The sequence below is a fragment of the Bradyrhizobium barranii subsp. barranii genome (genome assembly GCF_017565645.3).
GTDB lineage: Bacteria > Pseudomonadota > Alphaproteobacteria > Rhizobiales > Xanthobacteraceae > Bradyrhizobium > Bradyrhizobium barranii.
Genome location: NZ_CP086136.1, coordinates 222491 through 240724, shown reverse-complemented (window position 1 = coordinate 240724; position 18234 = coordinate 222491). Strand labels below are relative to the sequence as shown.

The following is an 18234-nucleotide window of genomic DNA, read 5'->3' as shown; positions in this document are numbered from 1 at the left end:
GGCCTTATGGTTTGCAGAGCGTAAAGGAAACTCGTTACCGCCGGGTTGATGCGCGGAAGGATCAGGCCATCTGCCGCACATCCTCCGCGAGTGCGCGGTAGGACAGCGCCTCGGCGAGATGCAGCCGGCCGATCTTCTCGGCGCCGTCGAGATCGGCGAGCGTGCGCGCCACCCGCAGCACGCGGTGATAGCCGCGCGCCGACAGCCGCATGGTCTCGGCGGCATCGCGCAGCAATTTGGCGCCTTGCGCATCCGGCTTGGCGACGTCTTCCAACACCGAGGCCGGCGCCTCGGCATTGGTGCGAACATGCGGCAGGCCCGCATCCGCGTAACGCGCGAGCTGGATGTCGCGCGCGGCTGCCACGCGCGCGGCGACTTCCGCCGAGCCCTCGGCCGGCGGCGGCAGGATCAGATCCGCGGCGGTCACCGCGGGAACCTCGATGCGCAAATCGATGCGGTCCATCAGCGGACCGGAGATGCGCGCCTGGTAGTCGCCGGTGCAGCGATCGATGCGGCCGCGCTTGCAGGCATAGCCGGGCTCGAACGCATGGCCGCAGCGGCACGGATTCATCGCCGCGACCAGCATGAAGCGCGCAGGATAAGTCACGCGATGATTGGCGCGGGAGACGGAGACCTCGCCGTTCTCCAGCGGCTGGCGCAGCGAATCCAGCACGCGCGGATCGAATTCGGGCAGCTCGTCGAGGAACAGCACGCCCTGATGCGCAAGCGAGATCTCGCCGGGCTTTGCGCGGATGCCGCCGCCGGTGAGCGCGGCAATGCTGGCGGAATGATGCGGCGAGCGGAACGGCCGTCGCGCGGTCAGCGCGCCGCCCTCGATCTCGCCGGCGACGGAGGCGATCATGGAGACTTCGAGCAATTCGCCCGGTGACAGCGGCGGCAGGATCGAGGGCAGGCGCGCCGCCAGCATCGACTTGCCGGCGCCGGGCGCGCCGATCATGAGCAGGTGATGTCCGCCGGCGGCCGCGATCTCCAGCGCGCGCTTGGCGCTCTCCTGGCCCTTGATGTCGCGCAGGTCGAGCGGGGAGGTGGCGACCTCGTGCACGCGCGGCGTGGGCCGCGACAGCACCTGCGTGCCCTTGAAATGGTTGGCGATCTGGATCAGCGATTGTGCCGCGATGATCTGGATGTCCGGGCTCGCCCACGCCGCTTCCGAGCCGCAGGCTGCCGGACAGATCAAGCCTTCCTCGCGCACATTGGCGCCGATCGCGGCGGGAAGCACGCCGGCCACCGGCGCGATCGAGCCGTCGAGACCGAGCTCGCCGAGAACGGTAAAACCGGTCAGCGCATCGGGCGGGATCGCGCCGATCGCGGCCATCAGCCCGAGCGCGATCGGCAGGTCGTAATGGCTGCCCTCCTTGGGCAGGTCGGCGGGCGCCAGATTGACGATGATCCGCCGCGCCGGCAGCGCCAGCCCCGAGGCAATCAGCGCCGAACGAACGCGCTCCCGTGCCTCCGACACCGCCTTGTCCGGCAGGCCGACGATCGCGAAAGCCGGCAGGCCGGGCGCGACCTGCACCTGCACGTCGACCGCGCGGGCCTCGATCCCCTCAAAGGCGACGGTAGAAACCCGCTGAACCATGCTCGAACCAGCCTGCCCTCTCGTACAATTAGGGGTGGCAGAGCCCGATCTTTCTTGCAAGAACAATACGAGAACAGCCCGAGGGCCCGGAAAACCCTAACCGGTCGTAAACATCACGCAGACACTACGCCTCGAATGCGAGCGGCTCTCATCAGCACATCCCAACGAATGTTCGCTACTCCTAGAGCTGCGGGATGGGCCGTGATCTAACGGGGGAACAATTCAAATGCTTGCAAATCGCCGCAGAAGCGAACGACGGGTGTGCACTCGGCTCGCCAAGATTCACTTTGGCGCGGGCTCGCTGCCGAGGGATTGCACGATCACGGATATCTCGGATGGGGGCGTGAAAGTGGTGGCGGAGTTTCTGGAAGTGCCGCCGCAATTCACCATCATCTTCGCGCCCGATTATTCCCGCCAATGCCGCCTGCGCTGGCGCATCGGCTGCGAATTCGGCGCCGAGTTCACCGATTGAGCCGGACGGGCCAGGTTCCTTAACTGGACTTTAGGGTTAATCGGTAAGCATCACTGATCAGTCGCCGAGTGATCAGAGTATGCCCAAGCGTTCGTCCCTTGCCTCTCCGCCGGCGAGATTCCTGCTTTCCGCGCTCGTGATGCTTGCCCTCGGCGGCTGCCAGACCACGAGTCTGGAGGACATCACCGGCGCGCTCGGTGGCAAGTCGGAAACGGCCGGCAGGGCCGATCCGAAGCCGGACATGGACGCGCTTCGCGAGCGCTATCGCGCCAAGCCTTCCGATCCCAACGTCGCGCTCGAATATGGCATGGCGCTGCGCGAGACCGGCCAGCGCGCCCAGGCCGTTGCGGTGATGGAGCAGGCCGTGCTCGCCCATCCCAGCAACAAGGCGCTGCTCGCCGGCTACGGCCGCGCGCTCGCCGACAGCGGCAATTTCCAGCAGGCTTTCGATGTGCTCAGCCGCGCGCATACGCCTGAGGATCCGGACTGGCGCATCCTGTCGGCGCAAGGCGCGGCGCTCGATCAGCTCGGCCGCAACGAAGAGGCGCAGCAATATTATTCGGCAGCGCTGAAGATCGTGCCCGAGGAGCCGCAGGTTCTGTCCAATCTCGGCCTGTCCTACATGCTCCAGAACAATCTGCCGCGGGCCGAGGAAACGCTGCGCCGCGCCTATGAGCGCAATCGCGCCGATTCCCGCGTGCGCGCCAATCTGGCGCTCGTCGTGGGACTGCAGGGGAAGCAGGCCGAGGCCGAGACCATCGTGAAGGCCGACCTGCCGCCGGATCAGGCCGCGGCAAAGGTCACGGCGCTGCGGCAGTTGCTGGCGAAGAAGCAGCAGCGGGCGGACAAGTAACCCGCCCTCGTTTCTCGTTCGCGTTGGTGCTTACGACACCTTGCGATGTGGGGCTGACCCGCGACCCGCCCTGCCCTTGAGCCTTTTCAGGAGCGGCCCGAGCAGCGAGCGCTTCGGCTTCTTCACCTCGCCACGCCCGGCGAGGCGGTTCGCCATGTTCTGGAACAGAAGGGTGGTGCGGTGGTTCTTGGAGACCTCTGCGATCATCTGACCGTTATTGGCCGCGGTCGAGAACAGTTTCGAGTCGAACGGGATCGCCGCGATCGGCTGGCTCTCCATGGTCTTGGCGAACGCCTTGACCTCGATCTCCGCGCGCTTGTGCATGCCGACCTGGTTGATGCAGTACAGCGGCGGACGGTCGTTCGGCCGTGCCGCCTTGAGCACGCTCAGCATGTTCCTGGTGTTGCGCAAATTGGCGAGATCTGGCTCGGCCACGATCACGATGTCGTCGGCATTGACGAGCGCGCGGCGCGTCCAGCCCGACCATTGGTGGGGAACGTCGAGCACGATGCAGGGCGTGGTCATGCGCAGCGTGTCGAAGATCGCATCAAAGGCTTCGGCGCCGAAATCGTAGACGCGGTCGAGCGTTGCGGGCGCGGCGAGGAGACTGAGGCGCTCGGTGCATTTGGCGAGCAGGCGCTCCATCAGCGCCGTGTCCGGCCGGTCCTGCGAGAGCACCGCGTTGGCGATGCCCTGCGCCGGGTCCTGGTTGTAGTCGAGGCCGGCGGTGCCGAAGGCGAGGTCGAGATCGATCACGACGGAATCGAGCGCGAGGTCGCGCGCGATGGTCCAGGCCACGTTGTGCGCGACCGTGGACGCACCGACGCCGCCCTTGGCGCCGACCACCGCGATGACGCGGCCGGTGATGATGGCTTCCGACGCCGAGAACAGGCTGCAGATCGAGCGGACGACGTCGAGGGTTTCGACCGGTCCCACCACGTAGTCGTTGACGCCGCGGCGGACCAGCTCGCGATAGGGCGCGGTGTCGTTCGGGTTGCCGATCACGACCACGCGGGTGCCGGGATCGCAGACGCCGGCGAGATCGTCGAGGCCCTCGAGGATATCGCGTGTGCCGTCGGATTCGATCACGATGACGTTCGGCGTCGGCATCGTGTCATAGACTTCGATGGCCGCGGCAAGGCCGCCGCCCTTGGCGGTGAGATGCGCCTTGGCGAGACGGCGATCCTGCCCGGCCGCGGTGATCGCGGCGAGCGTCTGCTCGGTCTCGCAAAAGGCCTGCACCGAGATGCGAGGAACCGGCGCAATGTGGTCCTCGGGGTGCCGCGGGTCGTCCGCTTCTTCGTCGTCGTGAAAACTTGTCATTTGCCGGTGTCGCTGAGTTTGGCCTTTTCGGCCTCGGGATACATGGTCGTGGTCGCCATGCCCTTGCGGTAGCGCTCGAAGGCGATCTCGCGCCGTGCGGTGTAGGCAGGCGTCTCCGCCCTCGGCTGCTCGAGGTCGGCGGGGTTGTCGATCATGGCCGCGAGGTTGCGCTGGCCGGCGCAGCCCAGATTGAAGTACGGCCGGTTCTCGTTGTAGCCGGGGTCGAGGATGTTCGGACCGACGTCTTCCGGCCACAGCCCGCAGGGGCCGGCGACCGCGGCGATCTTCGAATAGCTCAGGCGGATGGTCGGCAGCAGTCCGGGATCCTCGGGGCGATAGGGATGCTGGACGATGGCGCGCGACGGCACGCCGCCGGATGCGAGCACCGACCGGATTTCGTGGTAGCTCGCCGCCGCGGCGCGTGAATTCGCAGCGTCGCTCGGCACGTCGACGACGACGGAACCGGTGCCTTCGCGCACCCAGTCCCTCGCAATGCCCGCGACGTCCGCGTGCTGCGCGGTGGAGAGGCCGCCGCGCGCCTTGCCGACGAAGATCACGATCGACTTCTTGGCTTCCTGCACCGCGATCGGGTGGCGCTGGCGATAGTCGGTCGGCACCGTCTGGGTGACGATGTCACCGGTGGTGTTGCAGGCGCCGAGCATGACGGAAAGCCCCGTCAGCGCCAGCGCGATCCGCAGCTTGCGACGTCGATCGGCGATCGTCTTCGTCATCGCTTTGTCCCCTCTTGCCCCGTTTCTTGCCCCGGTCCCCAAACCGTCCGTCTCAGTCGATGATGAAGCCGAAATCGCCGCGGCTGCTTTCGATCGGATCGACGCTGCGCGCGATGCCGTAGAGCCGGTTCATGCGGCCGAGCAGCGCCGTCTGCGCGTCCGAGGCCGGCGCAAAGCCGTCGTCGGGCCGCGATAATTCCTTCTGGGCGACCGCGCGCACCACATAGGGCGTCACGATCACCATCAGCTCGGTCTCGTTGTTGACGAAGTCCTGGCTGCGGAACAGCGCACCGATGATGGGCACCTGGTCGACGCCGGGCAGGCCGTTGATCGCCTGCTTGGTCTTCTGCTGGATCAGGCCGGCCATCGCCATCGAGCCCCCGGAGGGAATTTCCAGCGTGGTCTCGGCGCGGCGGGTCTGGACCGAGGGGATCGTGATCGAGTTGCTCGAGGTCGAGGACACCGCCTGCGTCAGCGTGATCGCGTTGGTGTTCGACAGCTCCGAGACCTCGGTCATCACGCGCAGGCTGATACGGCCTTCGCTGAGCACGAGCGGGGTGAAGTTCAGCGAGATGCCGAACTTCTTGTAGGTGACCTGGGTGGTACAGACGTGGGTGACCGGATCGCAGGAATAGCCTGCAGGGATCGGGAATTCGCCGCCGGCGATGAAGGTGGCGGATTCGCCCGAGATCGCGGTCAGGCTCGGTTCGGCCAGCGTGCGCATGACGCCGGCGCTTTCCATTGCGCGCATCGTGGCGCTGACGGTGGCGACACCCTTGGCGAGGCCGGCCACGCCGAGCCCGTTGCTGCCGACGATCGGTCCGCCGCTGACCGAGAACGGGTTGGAATTGTTGAAGTTCACGACCGCGGTGCCGGCATTCAGGCTGGCGCTGAGGTCGACGCCCAGCTGCTTGACGATGTCGCGGCGGACTTCGCCGACGACGACCTTGAGCATCACCTGGTCGCGGCCGCGCACGACGATGTTGTTGACGACCTTGTCCGCGCCGCCAACGAGTTTTGCGGCGACGTCGCCGGCCTGCTGGGCCTCGATCGGGCTCGACACCGAGCCGGTCAGCATCACGCTGTCGCCGACGCCTTCGATCTGCACGCCCGGCAGAGATTGGCGCAGCGCCGTGCGCATGCCGTTGAGATCGCGCTTCACGGCGATGTCGTAGGCGGCAACCTGCTGGCCGTCGGCGGTGAAGAACACGACGTTGGTCTGGCCGACCTGGCCGCCGATGATATAGGCGCGCTGCGACGAGCGGATCACTGCATTGGCGATCTTGGGATCGGCCACCAGCACGTCCTTGACCTCGCGCGGCAGATCGATGACGACGGACTTGCCGACGCCGAGCGACAGCGAGCGCGTGCGCGCAGGCGCGATGGTCGAAACCGGCGACACGCCGAGATCCGGCGCCTGCATCGGCGCCTGGTCGCCGACCGGCGCATCCGCCGCGTTGACGACGTCGGGGGCTGCGATCAGCCCCAGCATCAGCACCGCCCCCGTCCAGAACGAGCGCGCGCGCTTCCCCCGAATGCGCAGGCCCGTCCGATCATCCCCGTAGTTCATGGTGTCCCCATCATCACTTCTGTGACGTCAGTTGCCGTGCCTGCACCCCGTAGCGGATCACGTTCACGCCGCCGGGCCGCTTGGCCGCCAGGTCTTCGATCGAAATCTCCGACGCGTTGGCATCGGCGATGCTTCGCAACGCGAGCGTCAGCGTGCCGCCCTGGCGCGAGGCCGACAGCGTCGCAACCTGGTCCGGCTTGAGCTCGAGCGTGACGGTCTTGCCGAGCACGGCGTTCTGGCCGTCTTTTTCTTTCGGCGCCTGGTCGATCGCGAGCACGCGGATGTTGCTCAGGATGACCTCGGACAGGATCAGGTCGTTGCCGCCGGTCGCGCCGTTGGCGCCATCGGGATTCTTCAGGCGCCGCGTCAGAACGATGTCTACGCGGTCGTTCGGCAGGATGAAGCCGCCGGCGCCGGTCTCGGCTGAAATCTCGGTGGAGACGGCCCGCATGCCGGAGGGCAGGATCGCGGCCATGAAGCCCGAGCCCTCGGCCCGCACCAGCTTCTGCTCGCGGATCGGCTCGCCCTGCATCAACGGCACGCGCGCGATCGAGCCTGCGATCTGGGTCTGGGCGTCGGGCCTGCTGTCGCGGCGGATGAAGGCGCTGCTCGCGGTTGCCGCCGGCCAGGACTGCCATTGCAGATCCTCGGGCTTGACGGCCTGGCCGAGCTGAATGTCGTTCTTCGCGATCAGCACCTCGACCGTCGGCAGCTTCTCGGCGACGGGAAGGGCGGGCGCGGGCTTGTTGTCAAAGCCGCTCGCCAGATACGCAGCGACGCCGCCGGCGCCCAGCGCGATGACGAGAACGACAATGCGTGCGGTGTTCATACGCTTCTACTCTTACGCGGGGCACTCGAACCGCACGTGGCGGGTTCCCCTGCGTCGATGAGTAGGGAGTAAAAGTATAAGGGGTGTTGCGAGGCCGAGTGTGATGGCCCGTGACGATGCGCGTTCTGGGCAGATGGTGAACGTCGCGTTATCCGCTCGGCCAATGGCCCCGTAGATTCACGCAGGGCGGGACGTTCGTTCGAACGATGCGCGCGACGTCATGGTGAATGGGTGGTTAGTCATCGGCGCTTCGCGCAGCGTGCGCGGTAGTCGCTCCTCAGGGTGAGGAGCGTACTTCCTCGTGTTTCAATTGATGTCCGTAGCCCGGATGGAGCGAAGCGCAATCCGGGCTCGTGCAGCGCGTTGTGAGATCCCGGATTTCGCTGCGCTCCATCCGGGCTACGAGTGAGCGCCCTAGTTCGCCCGCTTCTGCTCGATCGTGTCCCAGACCTTCGCCGCGACATCAGGGCCGCCGAGCCGCGCGATGGCGCGGATGCCCGTCGGCGATGTCACGTTGATCTCGGTGAGGTTGCCGTTGATGACGTCGATGCCGACGAACAGCAGGCCGTGCTCGCGCAGCGCCGGGCCGACGGTCGCGCAGATCTCGCGCTCGCGTGGCGTGAGCTCGGTTTCCTGCGCGGCGCCGCCACGCACCATGTTGGAGCGGAGGTCGTCGGCGGCCGGCACGCGGTTGACCGCGCCGGCGAACTCGCCGTTGACCAGGATGATGCGCTTGTCGCCGTGCTTCACCTCGGGGATGAACTGCTGGATCACCCACGGCTCCTTGAAGGTCACCGAGAACATGTCGAACAGCGAGCCGAAATTCATGTCCTGCGGCATCACGCGGAACACCGCCGCGCCGCCATGACCGTGCAGCGGCTTCATGACGACGGCGCCGTGCTTATCCCGGAACGCATTGATCTCGTCGAGGTCGCGCGAGATCAGCGTCGGCGGCATCAGCTGCGGAAAGTTCATCACGAACAGTTTTTCCGGCGCGTTGCGCACCGAGGCGGGGTTGTTGACGACCAGCGTCTTCGGATGGATGCGCTCCAGGAAATGCGTCGAGGTGATGTAGGCGAGATCGAACGGCGGATCCTGGCGCAGCAGCACGACGTCGAAGCCGTTGAGCGCTTCGCGCCTGGGCTCGCCCAGCGTGAAGTGATCGCCGGGCTCGTCGCGCACGGTCAGGAGCTGGATGGGCGCGACGATCTCTTCGCCGACCATCGAGAGCTTGTCGGGCGTGTAATAGGACAGGCCGTGGCCGCGCTTCTGCGCCTCCAGGAGCAGTGCAAAGGTGGAATCGCCCTTGATGTTGATACGGGCGATGGGGTCCATCTGGACGGCGACGTTCAGTTTCATGGTCTGCCTTTCAGGTCGAGGCGTCGAATGCCGCCAACACATGGCGCGGAAGTGAGCGCGGCGCAATCAGCATGGCGTCGAATCGCAGTTCGAATTCGGCATGCTCGGGATGCGCCACGAGCCAGCCTTGCGCGGCGTCGATGATGCGCTGCTGCTGGCGCGGGGTCACGGCGAAGGCGGCGTCATCCAGCGTCGCGCGGGCCTTGACCTCGACGAAGGCGATCAGGTTGCGGCGGCGCGCCACGATGTCGATCTCGCCATGTGGGGTGCGGTAGCGCTTGGCGAGGATGCGGTAGCCCTTGGCCATGAGATAGGCGGCGGCGCGGCTCTCCGCGGAGATGCCGGTGCGGAACGCGGCGACGCGCTCGGGCGAGGCGACCTTCGGTTCCGCGCCCTCAGTCTTCGCCATCGCCGTCCCTCAGGTCCTTTGCGAGCTCGAGCGCGCGGGCATAGACCTCGCGGCGCGGCCGGCCCGAGAGTGCGACCGCATGCGCGACGGCATCCTTGACGCTGTGCGCGGCGAGCTGCTCGCGCAGCAGACCGTCGAGCGCATCCGAGGTCAGCAGCTCCGCGTCCGCCGCGGGCGGCGCGATCACCAGCACGAATTCGCCACGCGTCTCCAGCGTGTCCGCCCCGCGTGCCAGCTCCTGCAGCGGCGCGCGCGAAATCTCCTCGTGCAGTTTCGTCAATTCGCGGCAGATCGCGGCTTCGCGCGTCCCCATGATCTCGGCAAGCTCGGCGAGCGTGTCCTGGACGCGGTTGCCGGAGTCGAACATCACCAGCGTCGCATCGATGCGGGCGAGCTCCGCAAGGCGCGACTTTCGCGCGGCGGATTTCGCCGGCAGAAAGCCCTCGAAGAAGAAGCGGTCGGTCGGCAATGCGGCGACCGACAGCGCGGCCAGCACCGAGGACGGGCCGGGCAGCGCGTAGACCGCATGGCCGGCTGCGCAGACCTCGCGCACCAGCTTGAAACCGGGGTCGGAGATCAGCGGCGTGCCGGCATCCGACACCAGCGCGATCGAGCCGCCCTGCCCCAGCGCCTCCAGGATCCTCGGACGCGCCGCTTCCGCGTTGTGCTCGTGATATTGCCTGAGCTGCGCCGTGATCGCGTAGCGCTCGGTCAGGCGCCGCGTGATGCGGGTGTCCTCGCAGGCGATGACGTCGACGCCGGCGAGCGTCTGAAGCGCGCGCAGCGTGATGTCGCCGAGATTGCCGATGGGGGTGGCGACCAGATGGAGGCCCGGCGCCGCCTTCGGCGCCGTCAGCCGATGGGCGTCGATGGAGAAACCGCGCGAGGCGGGATCCGTCGCTTCAGGTGTATTTATCGGGCTCGGCTTTACGCGCATAATGAATCGAACTTAGGCATGATCCCGGGGGCTGGGAACCGGTCCTCGGAAAAAGATCGCGCCAGGTCAGGGGTGAGGAAGGACTGGAATGTGATCCATCCGGCATCACATTGCAGAGGGAATGAAGCGTCGGCGCCACATTCGCGGCGAAAACACCACCTTGATGCGGGTGACGGATGGTGGACAGCTAGCCAGGGCTTGAGGTGTGGCCGCGTTAAGTGGTTATTATCCTTTTGTTTTAGTTAACTATTTGCCGACAATATGCCTGAATCCGCGGCTTGTGTCGTGGAAAGAATGTTGTGACCAGCCGGCCGACGGCCGGTCAGAAGAGAAGTTGTGATGCTGGGCCCGCGCGATCCAAAATCTCCCGTTCAGGGCTCCCGATTATCGGGGGCGACCCGGCGGAGCGCACTCGGCCTGTTACTCGGCGCCCCCTTGCTGTCGGCCTGCGCCGGCGTGCAGCAGAGTCTCAGCCAGTTCTCCAACCCGTTCAGCAGCTCCTCCCCGGCCCCGGCTCAGCCGGCCGGACCGCCGCAACAGGCCACCACCGCCGGCAGCGGCGGCGTGAAGGTTGCCGTGATCCTGCCGCTCTCGGCCGCCGGCAATGCCGGCCTCGCCGCGCAGTCGATGCGCAACGCCGCCGAGATGGCGCTGGCCGAATTCCAGAATCCCAACATCCAGCTCCTGATCAAGGACGACAACGGCAGCCCGCAAGGCGCGCAGGCGGGCGCGCAGCAGGCGGTCGACGAAGGCGCCGAGATCATCCTGGGCCCGCTGTTCGCGCAGTCGGTGCCGGCGGTGGCGCAGGTCGCGCGCACGCGTGGCATCTCGGTGATCGCGTTCTCGACCGATTCCAGCATCGCCGGCCGCGGCGTCTTTCTGCTGAGCTTCCTGCCGGAGTCCGACGTCAACCGCATCGTCGAATATTCCGCCAGCATCGGAAAGCGCTCCATTGCCGTGCTCGTGCCCGACAATGCCTATGGCAATGTCGTCGAGGCCGCGGCGAAGGCGGCAGTGCCGCGACGCGGCGGCCGCATTGTCGCCTTCGAGAAATACGGCGCCGATCGCGCGACGCCGGCACGCACAGTGGCGCAGCAGCTCGGCAGCGCGGATGCGCTGTTCATCGCCGATGACGGCGATGCCGTCGTCGCGGTGGCCGACGCGATGACGGCCGCGGGCGCGAATTTGCGCAACATCCAGCTGCTCGGCACCGGCCTGTGGGACAATCCGCGCGTCTATGCCAATGCAAACTTGCAAGGCGGTCTCTACGCCGCGCCGGACCCGGCCGGCTTCCGCGCCTTCTCCGGCCGCTATCGCACCAAATACGGTGCCGAGCCGATCCGCACCGCGACGCTCGCCTATGACGCGGTCGCCCTCGTCGCCGCGCTCGCGCGCACGCAGGGCCCGACGCGCTTCTCGCCGGATGTGCTCACCAACCCTTCCGGCTTCGCCGGCATCGACGGCCTGTTCCGCTTCCGCGCCGATGGCACCAACGAGCGCGGCCTCGCCGTGATGAAGGTGACGACGGGTGGTGGTGTGGCAGTCGCGGGCTCGCCGAAGAGTTTTGGGGCGTAGTTCGGGGCGACGGTGCCGTAGGGTGGGCAAAGGCGCGCTTCGCGCCGTGCCCACCATCTGCCTGCAAACGCTGTGAAAATGGTGGGCACGCTTCCGCTTTGCCCACCCTACGGCGGCTCGCTACGCGGCGAGATCCGCGACCACGGCGTCCAGCACCGGGAAGCCGCTGCTGGTCACGCGCAGGCGCCCCGTCGTATCCACGATGATCGCACCCTCCTCGCGCAACAGCGCGATGCGCTTGGGATCAAGCGGGCGGCCCGACAGCGCGCTGTAGCGCTCGGGGTCGATGCCCTCGGCGAGGCGGAGCCCCATCAGCAAAAATTCGTCGGCGCGCTCCTCGCTGTTGAGGAGATCGTCGGTGACGTTGCCGTGGCCGTTGGTCTCGACCCGCATCAACCAGGCCTCGGGACGCTTCTCGGTGGCGGTGGCGTGCCTGATCCCGTCGATGTCGAGGCGGCCATGGGCACCGGGGCCGATGCCGGCATATTCATCGCCGCGCCAGTACACCAGGTTGTGCCGGCACTCGGCGCCGCGCCGCGCGTGATTTGAAATCTCGTAGGCGGGCAGGCCGAGCTTGTCGCAGGTCTCCTGCGTCACGTCGTAGAGCGCGCGCGCGACCGCTTCGTCCGGCGTCTTCAATTTGCCGGCCTGGTGCAGGCCGAAGAACGGCGTGCCTTCCTCGATCGTCAATTGATAGAGCGACAGATGCTCCGCCGCTTCGTCGATCGCCAGACGCAGCTCGTCGGCCCACATCGCCGGCGTCTGGTCGGGGCGGGCGTAGATCAGGTCGAACGAATAACGGTCGAACGAGCGGCGCGCGATGGCGACCGCATCGAGCGCCTCGCGCGCGCTGTGCATGCGGCCGAGCGCTTTCAGCGAGGCATCGTCGAGTGCCTGCACGCCGAGCGAGACGCGGTTGACGCCGGCGGCGCGATAGCCGGCAAAGCGCGTGGCCTCGACGCTGGTCGGGTTTGCTTCCAGCGTGACCTCGACATCGCTGGCGACGTGCCAGTGCTTGCCGATGGCATCGAGCACCGCGCCGACGGTCGCGGGCTGCATCAGTGAAGGCGTGCCGCCGCCGAGGAAGATCGAGGTGACTTCACGCCCGGGCGCACGCTGTGCGGTCGTTTCGATTTCACGCGCGAAAGCTGAAGCGAAGCGCGTCTCGTCGATCGCGGCGTGGCGGACGTGGCTGTTGAAGTCGCAATAGGGGCACTTCGACAGGCAGAACGGCCAGTGCACATAGACGCCGAAAGCTTGCTTAGCGCGGCTCAAGGCAGATCTCCGCCAGTTTCACGAAGGCGCGGGCGCGATGCGACAGGCCGAGGCCGAGCGGCGGCAGGCCGTGCTTCTCGATGCTGGTCATCTCGCCGAACGTGCGATCGTGGCCATTGGGCAGGAACATCGGATCATAACCGAAGCCGGCCGTGCCGCGCGGCGGCCAGACCAAGCTGCCGTCGACGCGCGCCTCGACCTCTTCGAGATGATCGTCGGGCCAGGCGACGCAGAGCGCGGAAACGAAATGCGCGGTGCGCTTGTCGGGCGTGGCGGCGCCGCGCTCCTGCAACAGGCGCTCGATCTGCGCCATCGCGGCAGCGAAATCTTTTGACGGTCCGGCCCAGCGCGCGCTGTAGATGCCGGGCGCGCCATCGAGCGCGTCGACCACGATGCCGGAATCGTCGGCGAAGGAGGGAAGCTTGGTCGCCTGCGCCGCCGCGATCGCCTTGATCGCGGCATTGCTGCGGAAATCGTTGCCGGTCTCGTCGGGCTCGGGCAGGCCGAGCTCACCGGCCGACACCGCCTCGATGCCGCAAGGCGCGAGCAACTCCTTCATCTCGGCGAGCTTGCCGGGATTGTGGGTCGCGATGATGAGCTTTCCGGTGATTCGGCGGTGCATGGGCCTATTGACTACGCGACAGCCAGTTTCTGCAAGTCCACGAGCCGCGCGATACCCTTCTGGGCCAGCGCCATCAGCGCGAGGAATTCGTCCTGTGTGAACGGTTCGCGTTCCGCGGTGCCCTGCACCTCAATGATGCGGCCATCGCCGGTCAGGACGAAATTGGCGTCGGTCTGGGCTTCCGAATCCTCGGCATAGTCGAGGTCGAGCACGGGCGTGCCGTTGTAGATGCCGCAGGAGATCGCGGCGACGTTGTCGCGCAGCACCTTGGCCTTGATCATGTTGCGCGCCTTCATCCAGTTGATGCAATCGGCGAGCGCGACCCAGGCACCGGTGATCGAGGCCGTGCGCGTGCCGCCGTCGGCCTGGAGCACGTCGCAATCGACCGTGATCTGGCGCTCACCGAGCGCTTCGAGATCGACGATGGTGCGAAGCGAGCGGCCGATCAGGCGCTGAATCTCGACGGTGCGGCCGCTTTGCTTGCCCGCGGAGGCCTCGCGGCGGGTGCGTTCGGAGGTCGCGCGCGGCAGCATGCCGTATTCGGCGGTGACCCAGCCGCGGCCCTGGCCCTTCAGCCACGGCGGCAGGCGGTCTTCCAGCGTGGCGGTGACCAGCACATGGGTGTCGCCGAATTTCACCAGGCAGGAGCCTTCCGCATATTTGACCACGCCGCGCTCCAGCGTCACGGGGCGCAATTCGTCGGGCGCACGGCGGCTTGGCCGCATGGGAAATCCTCCAAAACTCTCGGAAAAGGGCTATTCGCGGTGCTTGTAGGTGGGGTGAGGGTGGGCGGCAAGGCTTTTTCACCCCGGGTTTTCCACCCCGCAAACGCCACGCTTGTCAGAACCCTCCGGGATGGACAAATTATAAGCGTCTGAGAGGAGTTACCGTCCGTGGCCCATCACGATCCGATCCATCTGATCGCGCCGCGCGCAGGCCTCGCCCAGCTCAACGAGCGTTCTCGCGACATCTTTCGTCAAATTGTCGAAAGCTATCTCGCGACCGGCGAGCCGGTCGGCTCGCGCAATATTTCGCGGCTGATCGCGATGCCGCTGTCGCCGGCCTCGGTCCGCAACGTCATGGCCGACCTGGAACAGCTCGGCCTGATCTATGCGCCCCACACCTCTGCCGGCCGCTTGCCGACGGAACTGGGCTTACGCTTCTTCGTCGACGCCCTGATGCAGGTCGGCGACCTCAATGACGCCGAGCGGCAGTCGATCCAGAGCCAGTTGACGTCGGTGGGGCACGCCCAATCGGTCGAGGCAGCGCTGTCGGAGGCGCTGACGCGGCTGTCCGGTCTCACCCGCGCCGCAGCGGTCGTGTTGACCCCGAAATCCAATGCGCGGCTGAAACACATCGAATTCGTCCGGCTGGAACCCGAAAAAGCGCTGGTGATCCTGGTCGGCGAGGATGGTCAGGTCGAAAACCGCGTGCTGTCGCTGCCACCGGGAGTTCCCTCCTCGGCGCTCACGGAAGCCGGTAATTTCCTCAATGCGCGGATCCGGGGCCGCACGCTGGCCGAGGCGCGGCTCGAGCTCGAAACCGCGCTCGGCGAAGCCCGTGCCGAGCTCGATCAACTGACGCAGAAGGTGATTTCGGCGGGGATTGCGAGCTGGTCCGGCGGCGAGAACGAGGACCGCCAGCTGATTGTTCGCGGCCACGCCAATCTGCTCGAGGATCTGCACGCGCTGGAGGAGCTCGAGCGCGTTCGCCTGCTGTTCGACGATCTCGAGACCAAGCGCGGCGTGATCGACCTTCTGGGGCGCGCCGAGACCGCCGAGGGCGTGCGGATCTTCATCGGTTCGGAGAACAAACTGTTTTCCTTGTCAGGCTCCTCCACCATCATCTCGCCCTATCGGGATGCCGCCGGCCACATCGTCGGTGTTTTGGGCGTGATCGGGCCGACGCGGCTGAATTATGCCCGCGTAATCCCGACCGTGGACTACGCCGCGCGCATCGTCAGCCGCCTCTTGGGGGGCTGACCGGCGTTTCCTCCGATCACGGGCGCTTGATTTTCGTGAGCTTAGGCACGATATCCGGGCCAACAATCCCTTGAGACGAGTTCGAGAAGAGAGCCGATGACCGATCGAGACCGGCAGCCCGACGACACGACCCCACCGACCGATGAGCCGGTGGTGTCAAAACCCTACATCATGCCCGACGATCCGGAGCCCGGCTCGGTCGAGCTGTTGCAGAAGGAAGCCGCCGAGGCGCGTGACCGCATGCTGCGGACGCTGGCCGAGATGGAAAATCTGCGCAAGCGCACCACCAAGGAGGTCGCCGACGCCCGGCTCTACGGCATCACCGGCTTTGCCCGCGACGTGCTCGACATCGCCGACAATCTCCAGCGTGCGCTCGATGCCGTTCCGGCCGAGGCCCGTGCCACGGCCGATCCCGGCCTGACCTCGCTGATCGAGGGCGTCGAGCTCACCGAGCGCTCGCTGCTCAATGCGCTGGAAAAGCACGGCGTCAAGAAGTTCGATCCGCAGGGCCAGAAGTTCGACCCGAACTTCCAGCAGGCGATGTACGAGGTGCCGGATGCGTCGGTGCCTGCGGGCACCGTCGTGCAGGTCATGCAGGCCGGCTACACCATCGGCGAGCGCGTGCTGCGCCCGGCGCTGGTCGGTGTCGCCAAGGGCGGCACGAAGGCTGCGCCGGCTGCGAACAGCAACGAAGTGAACTGAGCGGCGAACTAAGCCTTGGCGTCATTCCGGGTTCGATGCCTTGCATCGCCCCGGAACGACCGATTGCTATCTTACGCGCTCACCGCGATATCCGCGGACTGGATCCGCTTCACGCCGGCCTTGGCCATGTCGGCCCAGGCTTTTGCGAGCGAACCCTGCGTGTCGATGCCGCGGCAGGCGTCCTCCACCACATAGACCTCGAAGCCCGCCTTGCGCGCATCGAGCGCGGTCCAGGCGACGCAGAAGTCTGTCGCGAGGCCGGCGACGAACACGCGCTTGATCTTGCGGCCCTTCAGGTAACCGGCGAGGCCGGTCGAGGTCTTGCCGTCGGCTTCCAGGAAGGCCGAATAGCTGTCGACGTCCTTGTGAAAACCCTTGCGGATGATGAGCTCGGCATGCGGGATCGCAAGATCCTTCGACAGCGCGGCGCCATCGGTGCCCTGCACGCAATGGTCGGGCCACAGCACCTGCTTGCCGTAGGGGAGGTCGACGGTCTCGAACGGCTTCTTGCCGGAGTGCACCGACGCAAACGAGATGTGACCCGGCGTGTGCCAGTCCTGGGTCATCACCACGTTCGCAAACGCTTTCGCCATCTTGTTGATGACGGGAACGACCTGCTCGCCTTCCTTCACGGCGAGGCTGCCGCCGGGCAGGAAGCAGTTTTGCACGTCGATCACGAGCAGCGCGGAGGCATCGTCCGGCTTGATCGATGCGGCCGCAAGGAGCGCGGTTGGAGCAAGGGCTACGAGAGCGCTTGTCCCAAGCGCCGCGAGGATTTTGGGCTAACCCTTGAGCTAACCCTTGGACTAACCCTTGGACTAACCCTTGGGCTGGATGCCGTCGCGCACGGCGCGGAAGCGGGTGAAGGCGGCCGACCACTGGTCGCGCGGGGCGCTGGCGATGATGCGCAGCGAGGCGCCGCCGCTCGAGAAGCGGATCCACTGCACCACGGTCACGGGCGTCTTGTCCTTGCCGCTGACGCCGTCGATCCGGGTCTCGAAACCCTGCTGGCCGTTGATGCGGATCGGCTCGGACATGGTGACGCGCGACTCGCGCACGCCGGGGATCTGGAGCGCGGCCTCCTGGGCGAAGCGGGCGCGGTCGTCGGCCTGCTGCGGGGTGGCGCCGATCAGGCCGAGGATCATGAACGGCTTGGATTCATAGCCCGAGCTCTCATTGCCGTCGGCCAGGATGATGCTGGAGCCCGGCGCCAGGGTGCGGATGTCCTTGAAATCGGCGAGATCGGTGATCTTGAACGGCATCAGCCCGATCTGCTCTTCGGCCGAGACCTGCTTGCGGGTGACGGCGCTCGCAAACATCTGCCGCACCGCCTCGTCGGTATAGATCTTGGTCGCGTTCTCCGGGATCTGCACCGCGACATAGCCGGAGAAGCCGGCACCCGGCACGATCATCGAGTAGCGCTTCACCGGCGTCTCGCCGGCCTTGCCGCTTTCCATGGTGAAATAGGCAAGACCCGCGGGGGTCTCGATCTTGTCCTGCTTGACGCCGGCGGTGCCGCCGGGATTGGAATTGAAGGCGCTCACGACCTCGCCATAGGCCGCCGGCGGTAGCTCGGTGATCAGCACCTTGACGCTGCCGTCCTCGCTCTCGAAGCCCGGAAACGTCTTGGCCGTGCTCAGGCCGACCAGCGGCACCATGCCGAGGCGCAAGCCGGGCGGGAAAACGGCATCGGCCGCAAGGGCGGGAAGCGCCGTGGCGACGAGGACGGCGAGCGCGGCGAGGGGGCGAATGAGCTTCATGGGCACTCTGATTGGTTCACATTGAGGCCGTTCGATGGTCGGCCATTGGGCCGCTTTGTCGCGCAAAGCCGCCTTGATGGCGGCGGTCCGGCCGCCCGCCTTTTAACGGGTTTGGCCCGCCGGTAACAGGGCGGGGCAGATCATGGTGGCGGGGGCCGGCTGACGCCTGAACCTGTTAATAATTCCTCACCCGCAAGGGCGGTTGAGCCCGGATATGATCTTCCAAAACCCAATG

18 protein-coding genes are annotated in these 18234 nt (G+C 66.6%); 5 read left to right on the top strand and 13 right to left on the bottom strand.

All coding sequences use genetic code 11. The features are described from left to right. Positions 1–61 precede the first annotated feature (61 nt). The gene (locus tag J4G43_RS01070; RefSeq protein ID WP_208083810.1) at positions 62–1600 is read right to left on the bottom strand and encodes a YifB family Mg chelatase-like AAA ATPase; all 1539 of its coding nucleotides are present in this window, start codon (positions 1598–1600) and stop codon (positions 62–64) included. A 226-nt stretch (positions 1601–1826) separates the two neighbouring features. Between J4G43_RS01070 and J4G43_RS01065 the strand changes: the two genes are divergently transcribed. Together J4G43_RS01065 and J4G43_RS01060 are read left to right on the top strand one after the other, a co-directional pair. Beyond that, entirely contained in the window at positions 1827–2072 is a 246-nt protein-coding gene (locus tag J4G43_RS01065) for a PilZ domain-containing protein (protein WP_027534981.1), read from the top strand. 79 nt (positions 2073–2151) lie between these two features. After that, the gene (locus tag J4G43_RS01060; RefSeq protein WP_085404965.1) at positions 2152–2925 is read left to right on the top strand and encodes a tetratricopeptide repeat protein; all 774 of its coding nucleotides are present in this window, start codon (positions 2152–2154) and stop codon (positions 2923–2925) included. Positions 2926–2955: 30 nt separating this feature from the next. On the opposite strand, the gene J4G43_RS01055 is transcribed toward J4G43_RS01060, so the two are convergent. From J4G43_RS01055 to rsmI, 7 genes are all read right to left on the bottom strand, one after another. Beyond that, positions 2956–4248: a CpaE/TadZ family protein gene (locus J4G43_RS01055; RefSeq protein WP_208083809.1), complete on the bottom strand. Its 1293-nt coding sequence runs from the start codon at positions 4246–4248 to the stop codon at positions 2956–2958. Beyond that, positions 4245–4979, bottom strand: coding sequence for a CpaD family pilus assembly protein (locus tag J4G43_RS01050; RefSeq protein ID WP_208083808.1), 735 nt, complete (start codon positions 4977–4979; stop codon positions 4245–4247). The genes J4G43_RS01055 and J4G43_RS01050 overlap by 4 nt, the downstream gene beginning before the upstream one ends. A 52-nt stretch (positions 4980–5031) precedes the next feature. Continuing rightward, positions 5032–6549: a type II and III secretion system protein family protein gene (locus J4G43_RS01045; protein WP_208083807.1), complete on the bottom strand. Its 1518-nt coding sequence runs from the start codon at positions 6547–6549 to the stop codon at positions 5032–5034. A gap of 13 nt (positions 6550–6562) precedes the next feature. Continuing rightward, positions 6563–7378, bottom strand: coding sequence for a Flp pilus assembly protein CpaB (cpaB, locus tag J4G43_RS01040; protein ID WP_014490823.1), 816 nt, complete (start codon positions 7376–7378; stop codon positions 6563–6565). A gap of 414 nt (positions 7379–7792) precedes the next feature. Next, the gene (gshB, locus tag J4G43_RS01035) at positions 7793–8737 is read right to left on the bottom strand and encodes a glutathione synthase (protein WP_208083806.1); all 945 of its coding nucleotides are present in this window, start codon (positions 8735–8737) and stop codon (positions 7793–7795) included. 10 nt (positions 8738–8747) lie between these two features. After that, positions 8748–9146, bottom strand: a complete 399-nt coding sequence (locus tag J4G43_RS01030; RefSeq protein ID WP_071908793.1) for a YraN family protein — start codon at positions 9144–9146, stop codon at positions 8748–8750. Further along, entirely contained in the window at positions 9133–10083 is a 951-nt protein-coding gene (gene rsmI, locus J4G43_RS01025; RefSeq protein WP_208083805.1) for a 16S rRNA (cytidine(1402)-2'-O)-methyltransferase, read from the bottom strand. The genes J4G43_RS01030 and rsmI overlap by 14 nt, the downstream gene beginning before the upstream one ends. 339 nt (positions 10084–10422) lie before the next feature. Here rsmI and J4G43_RS01020 point away from each other — a divergent pair, with 339 nt between their 5' ends. Further along, positions 10423–11658, top strand: coding sequence for a penicillin-binding protein activator (locus J4G43_RS01020; protein ID WP_208083804.1), 1236 nt, complete (start codon positions 10423–10425; stop codon positions 11656–11658). A gap of 120 nt (positions 11659–11778) precedes the next feature. On the opposite strand, the gene hemW is transcribed toward J4G43_RS01020, so the two are convergent. The 3 genes from hemW to rph are packed head-to-tail and all read right to left on the bottom strand — an operon-like array spanning position 11779 to position 14280. Then, positions 11779–12933 (bottom strand): radical SAM family heme chaperone HemW, encoded by a 1155-nt coding sequence (gene hemW / locus J4G43_RS01015; protein WP_208083803.1) that lies wholly within the window; start codon positions 12931–12933, stop codon positions 11779–11781. After that, positions 12920–13555: an RdgB/HAM1 family non-canonical purine NTP pyrophosphatase gene (gene rdgB / locus J4G43_RS01010; RefSeq protein WP_208083802.1), complete on the bottom strand. Its 636-nt coding sequence runs from the start codon at positions 13553–13555 to the stop codon at positions 12920–12922. The genes hemW and rdgB overlap by 14 nt, the downstream gene beginning before the upstream one ends. Positions 13556–13566: 11 nt before the next feature. After that, positions 13567–14280 (bottom strand): ribonuclease PH, encoded by a 714-nt coding sequence (gene rph, locus J4G43_RS01005; protein WP_014490830.1) that lies wholly within the window; start codon positions 14278–14280, stop codon positions 13567–13569. Between the two features lie 168 nt (positions 14281–14448). On the opposite strand from rph, the gene hrcA reads away from it, so the two are divergent. Then, on the top strand, positions 14449–15537 hold the full coding sequence (gene hrcA, locus J4G43_RS01000; protein ID WP_208083801.1) for a heat-inducible transcriptional repressor HrcA: 1089 nt from the start codon (positions 14449–14451) through the stop codon (positions 15535–15537). A 96-nt stretch (positions 15538–15633) separates the two neighbouring features. Next, the gene (grpE, locus tag J4G43_RS00995) at positions 15634–16239 is read left to right on the top strand and encodes a nucleotide exchange factor GrpE (protein ID WP_208083800.1); all 606 of its coding nucleotides are present in this window, start codon (positions 15634–15636) and stop codon (positions 16237–16239) included. Positions 16240–16310: 71 nt separating this feature from the next. Here the strand turns inward: grpE and pncA are convergent, their stop codons facing one another. Then, a complete protein-coding gene (pncA, locus tag J4G43_RS00990; RefSeq protein WP_208089221.1) occupies positions 16311–17015 on the bottom strand; it encodes a bifunctional nicotinamidase/pyrazinamidase in 705 nt (234 codons plus the stop codon). A 42-nt stretch (positions 17016–17057) separates the two neighbouring features. Continuing rightward, on the bottom strand, positions 17058–17999 hold the full coding sequence (locus tag J4G43_RS00985) for a hypothetical protein (protein ID WP_208083799.1): 942 nt from the start codon (positions 17997–17999) through the stop codon (positions 17058–17060). Between the last annotated feature and the right edge of the window lie 235 nt (positions 18000–18234).